The sequence below is a fragment of the Steroidobacter sp. genome, assembly GCF_016790065.1.
Classification (GTDB): Bacteria; Pseudomonadota; Gammaproteobacteria; order Steroidobacterales; family Steroidobacteraceae; genus Steroidobacter.
Window position 1 is genome coordinate 1 of record NZ_JAEUPY010000301.1, and the last position, 4,740, is coordinate 4,740.

Here is a 4,740-nt window from a genome sequence, read left to right on the forward strand (position 1 = left end):
CGCTATCTAGAATAGGGTTCTCGCTGAGTTACGGCTCGATTGACGCAGAGACTCGCATGATGCCGCCAATTGAAGAAGGAGGTTATGCCTTGCGGCTGCAAGGGTCGTCTGCCAGCGTCGAATCTGAAGCATCTGCGGTTCTTGAAATGTCGGAGAGCTCAGCCAGCAAATTTTCTCGCGATGAACTCAGGCAGGTGCTCAAAGAGATGGTTGTTCATTGGAGCGGCAACGTCGGCGGAGTGACCGTTACGAGATATCAGCCATGCGTACGAGGTAACGATCGCGGCTCCTACGCCGGCCAATGGCTCTTCTACCTGCCATTCCCCAATCTCGCAGCCTGCCTCCCGAGCGACATCCGCCATGAGCCGTTTGCCAACGGCATCCTCATCGAAACAACTCCTCACCTCCCCGACGCGAACAATCCGCAAGACGTAGCAGCGGGAAAACGAGTAAGAGACGTCCTAGACGAATTTGGTCTAGTCAACGACGCGACCTACGCAATCGAAGGCTGGCCCCCAGACGAAGAAGAGCAAAAGTACGAGCAATACATCTCCGGCGCCCCGGCAAACAGAAAGTACACCGTCCATTGCATCAACTTCGACGGCTACGACCCCGACCGCAAAGTGTTGCTGTACGCGAAACTGTTCAGGCGCCTGAAGAGGCACCCCAAGGAATGGGGCCACCGAGGCTGGGACGGTCCAGTCCTGAACGAAGCGAAGCGCCAAGTAAAAGCAGCAGCAAAAGCCGGAGGCGTCCGCATCGAATGGCACATCGGCCTGGAGGAACCCGCACACCAAGTGCGCCAACTCCTGGCCGACTACACCAATATCACGGAACAACAGCTCCGCGTCATCTACACGCCTCTGGAAGAGGCGCTAACAAACTCAACCTAAAAAAACAGAACCGGCAAGGAACGCCAAATGAAACACCGCCAGCACACCCAAAAATCTCACGCGAGGACACCAATCGCATGAGCGCCTTCCAACTCGGTAATCTGCTCGGCCGGCTGGCCTTGTCCTACGCACTGATCTGGCTAGTGATGTGGCTAATGCTCGCTTGCCTCGACTGGCGCGACGCCTTCCGAAGAACCAATCACTGGACCGGCCTCACAGCAACCCTAACAACGTTCTTGATCGGCTTGATAGCGGCTCAATCCCCGGGAGCAACGCTATGAAGTCGGTCGCTCTACTAATCGCATTCATCTGCACGCTGTCGTCGAGCAACGCGAACGCGCGCGCCGGCCGCCCGATGATCATCCACCGCTTGCCCGAGCTGAATCTGGAAATCTGGACCGAGCAAGATCCCGAGTGGGACACCACGCTGCAAAAGAAGAAGGGCGGAGTCACATTCATCGCGGAAACACCGGCGCTCACTTACCCGCCGGCGCACATGAGTTGGAGCACGCTGCCGCCGTTCCAATTCGAACGGAACGAAATGAAAGAGGTGGCCCGCGGCGTGCTTCATCAGATGGCGAAGAACTACCGCACGAAGCCACCTGATCACCTCGAGCCGCGAAGATACGGTGACCTGACAGGCTACGAAGCCACCTTCTCAGCCGAGCAGAACAACCTGCCCATCGACATCCGCATGTTCTGTGGCCATCGCGAAGGCAAACCGCCCGTAGTGATGCAGCTGGTCACCTTGAAAGACAAGCTGCCGCACCTGGCCGAACACGTACGCCGCTCTTGGACGCATCTCAAATATCTGGACTGAGCGATTAGCACTGCGAAGGAACGCACGATGACCACGACATCCGCCGAATTGGCAGCGGCATTCAAGGAACGACTCCAGCCGCTGGTCCTGCGCGAGTTGGATCTATTCCGTCGCACGGCATTGAACAACCTCGACGGCACAGATCTACGCTCGGAAGCCGAGCAAGCCATCGAAACCATCCTCGCGTCCGGCGCCATACGACTGCCAGAAAGCATCGACCGCGCGACCTTTGTGCAGGAGATGACGGCCGAGATCATGGGCTACGGTCCCATCGAGCCCTACTTGCATGACGACTCCGTCAGTGAAGTCATGGTGAACGGGCCGAGTCAGATTTACGTGGAACGCAACGGCTTGCTGGCCGCCGTTCCGGCCCGCTTCATCAGCGCCGATTCGTTGATGCGTGTGATCGAGCGCATCGTCGCGCCCATCGGCCGCCGCATCGATGAAGGGGTGCCGATGGTCGACGGCCGCTTGCCGGATGGTTCGCGGGTGAATGCAATCATTCCACCGTTATCGTTGATCGGCCCCATTCTGACGATCCGGCGTTTCGCCGGGCAGCGTTACTCGATGGCGCGACTCGTGGACATCGGCGCATTGACCGCATCGATGGCCGAATTCCTGAAAGTCTGCGTGCAGTATCGCAAGAACATCATCGTGTCCGGCGGCACGGGCACCGGTAAGACTACCTTTCTCAACGCCTTGTCCGAATACATCTCGAGCAACGAGCGTATCGTCACCATCGAAGACGCCGCCGAACTGCGGCTTGCTCAACCGCATGTATTGTCGCTCGAAGCGCGCCCGCCGAATGTTGAAGGCCGCGGCGAAGTCACCATCCGCGATCTGGTGCGCAACGCGCTTCGCATGCGACCTGACCGAATCATCGTTGGCGAGTGTCGCGGTGGCGAGGCGCTCGACATGTTGCAAGCGATGAACACCGGCCACGACGGTTCGCTGACCACGGGTCACGCCAACTCGCCGCGAGATCTGCTGTCGCGCCTGGAAGTGATGGTGTTGATGGCAGGCATGGAGCTGCCCGTGCGAGCGATTCGCGAGCAGATCGCGTCAGCCGTCGACATCGTCGTGCAGTTGTCCAGATTCAGCGATGGCCGGCGACGAGTGACGGCCATTGTTTCGGTCGAAGGCTTGGAAGGCGATGTGATTCTCACCCAGCCGCTGTTCAATTTTCGGCAGCAGGGCGTCGCCAGCCGAGGTGCGGTGGTGGGCATTTATCGCGGCTCGGGGCAGCCGCCGGCCTTTTATGAAGCGCTGGAAGAGATGGGCATTCGATTGGACAGAGGCGTCTTTGCCGAGACCCAAGATTCGGCCGCGGCGTCGGCACGGGTGGGCTGACATGCTTAGGTATCAGCTAACCCACTCTCTGCTTCCAATCATCCTGTGCACGGCCTTGGCGGCGACGATAGTCGCGGCGCTCGTTGCGAAGGCAGTGCTGAGCTACCGGCGCTCGTTCATCGCTGGCATTGGCGCAAGCCTGAAGCAGAGCTTTGTGCTCACCAATCCTCGCTTCTTGTTTCTGGTGAGCGTCGCTTCGACAGTAGTGGTGGGTTCGCTCGCGTACTCGCTAGCAGGTGTGGTCGTTGTCGTGGTTGCGACTATTGCCAGCCTGACCTGCCCTTGGCTGTACGCCCGGCGCCTGGCCGATCGCCGACGAAAGCAATTTGTATATCAACTTCCCGATGCCTTACTGGCACTGAGTTCGGCCATGCGCGCCGGCTGCAACTTGTCGCGTGGTCTCGAACTGATGGCTTCCCGTCAGCCCGCGCCGCTGAGTCAGGAGTTCAGCATCGTGCTCTCCGAGCAGCGGCTCGGTCGGCCGCTGGCTGAATCGCTGGATGATTTGCGTGAGCGCGTCGGCGCGCCCGAGCTGGATCTGATGAATACCGCGATGAATGTGTCCCGCCGAGTCGGCGGCAATCTCGCTGACACGCTCGAATCACTGGCGAGAACGTTGCAAGAGAAGGCGCACGTTGAAGGCAAGATCGATGCGCTCACTGCGATGGGTAGAGCGCAGGGTTGGGTGGTTGGCCTGCTGCCAGTGTTCATCGGGCTGGTTTTGTACAAGCAGCAACCCGAGCGCATGAGCTTGCTGTTCACGCAGTGGTACGGCTGGGTGGTGCTGGCCGTGGTCGCGGCAATGATGGCGCTGGCCGCGTGGATGATCCGCAAGATCGTCCGCATCGACGTTTAGGAGAGCCCCATGTACTTGGCGATGCTCCTAGCCGGTCTGAGCTGCGGCCTGCTTACTCTTTTGCCTTTCGCGTTACGCAGCGGCACTCAGCCACCTGCAGGCCGCGACGAAGCCTGGCGAGATCGGCTGCCTTGGCTTCTGAGAGCGCTGAGGCCAGCGATGCGCTGGTACAGCAGTTCTGTAGAGACGTCGCTGAACACACAGCGGCGCGAGGTACTGCAAGCTCAGCTAGACGCCGCCGGCGCCACCTACTTCATCAGCCCGGCCGAGTTTCTGGTCATTCGCCACCTCGTCTCGGCACTGGGCGCGACGATATCGGTGGCTGCGATAACGTCGTTCGAGCTGAAAGACCCGCTGCACATCGCAATCGCCGCCGCGGTTACACCGCTCGCCTTCCTTTATCCCGATTTACGGCTACGCGAACTAGCCAAGCATCGCCAAGCCCGTTTCGAAAAACAATTTCCGTTCTTCCTGGACGTGCTCGTGCTCGCCATGAAAGCCGGTCTGAATTTCACCGCAGCTTTGGAGCAAGCCGTCAACTCACTGCCGAACGGCCCGGTAAAACAAGAGTTCTGCCGCTACCTCCGCGAATCGCGAGCCGGGCTTTCAAGACGAACCGCAATGGATCGTTTGGCGCAACGAATGCTGCTGCCGGCCGTAACCAACTTCGTAGCCGCTGTCGCGCAAGCCGAGCAATCCGGCGGCTCGCTAGGAGAAGTGCTGGCCGATCAAGCACGACAACGACGACAGGAGCGCTTTCTCCGCGCCGAAAAGCTAGCCAACCAAGCGCCGGTGAAGATGTTGTTGCCGTTGATCGCGCT

Annotated in this window: 6 protein-coding genes; all 6 read left to right on the plus strand. The window is 59.6% G+C overall.

Annotation, left to right across the window (positions count from 1 at the left end; translation table 11 throughout):
• Nucleotides 1–893, plus strand: an 893-nt coding sequence (locus JNL55_RS12690; RefSeq protein WP_293853388.1) for an Imm52 family immunity protein, incomplete at its 5' end; no start/stop codon positions are given.
• A 77-nt stretch (nt 894–970) separates the two neighbouring features.
• Entirely contained in the window at nt 971–1,174 is a 204-nt protein-coding gene (locus tag JNL55_RS12695; protein ID WP_293853391.1) for a hypothetical protein, read from the plus strand.
• Entirely contained in the window at nt 1,171–1,713 is a 543-nt protein-coding gene (locus JNL55_RS12700) for a hypothetical protein (RefSeq protein WP_293853393.1), read from the plus strand. The genes JNL55_RS12695 and JNL55_RS12700 overlap by 4 nt, the downstream gene beginning before the upstream one ends.
• A 27-nt stretch (nt 1,714–1,740) precedes the next feature.
• A complete protein-coding gene (locus tag JNL55_RS12705; protein WP_293853395.1) occupies nt 1,741–3,063 on the plus strand; it encodes a CpaF family protein in 1,323 nt (440 codons plus the stop codon).
• 55 nt (nt 3,064–3,118) lie between these two features.
• The gene (locus JNL55_RS12710; RefSeq protein ID WP_293853398.1) at nt 3,119–3,919 is read left to right on the plus strand and encodes a type II secretion system F family protein; all 801 of its coding nucleotides are present in this window, start codon (nt 3,119–3,121) and stop codon (nt 3,917–3,919) included.
• Nucleotides 3,920–4,078: 159 nt separating this feature from the next.
• Nucleotides 4,079–4,740, plus strand: a 662-nt coding sequence (locus JNL55_RS12715; RefSeq protein ID WP_293853400.1) for a type II secretion system F family protein, incomplete at its 3' end; no start/stop codon positions are given.

Excerpts from the sequence above, each read along its gene's own strand:
- JNL55_RS12695 (WP_293853391.1), top strand. The coding sequence starts at position 971 with ATGAGCGCCTTCCAACTCGGTAATCTGCTCGGCCGGCTGGCCTTGTCC.
- JNL55_RS12700 (WP_293853393.1), top strand. The coding sequence starts at position 1,171 with ATGAAGTCGGTCGCTCTACTAATCGCATTCATCTGCACGCTGTCGTCG.
- JNL55_RS12705 (WP_293853395.1), top strand. The coding sequence starts at position 1,741 with ATGACCACGACATCCGCCGAATTGGCAGCGGCATTCAAGGAACGACTC.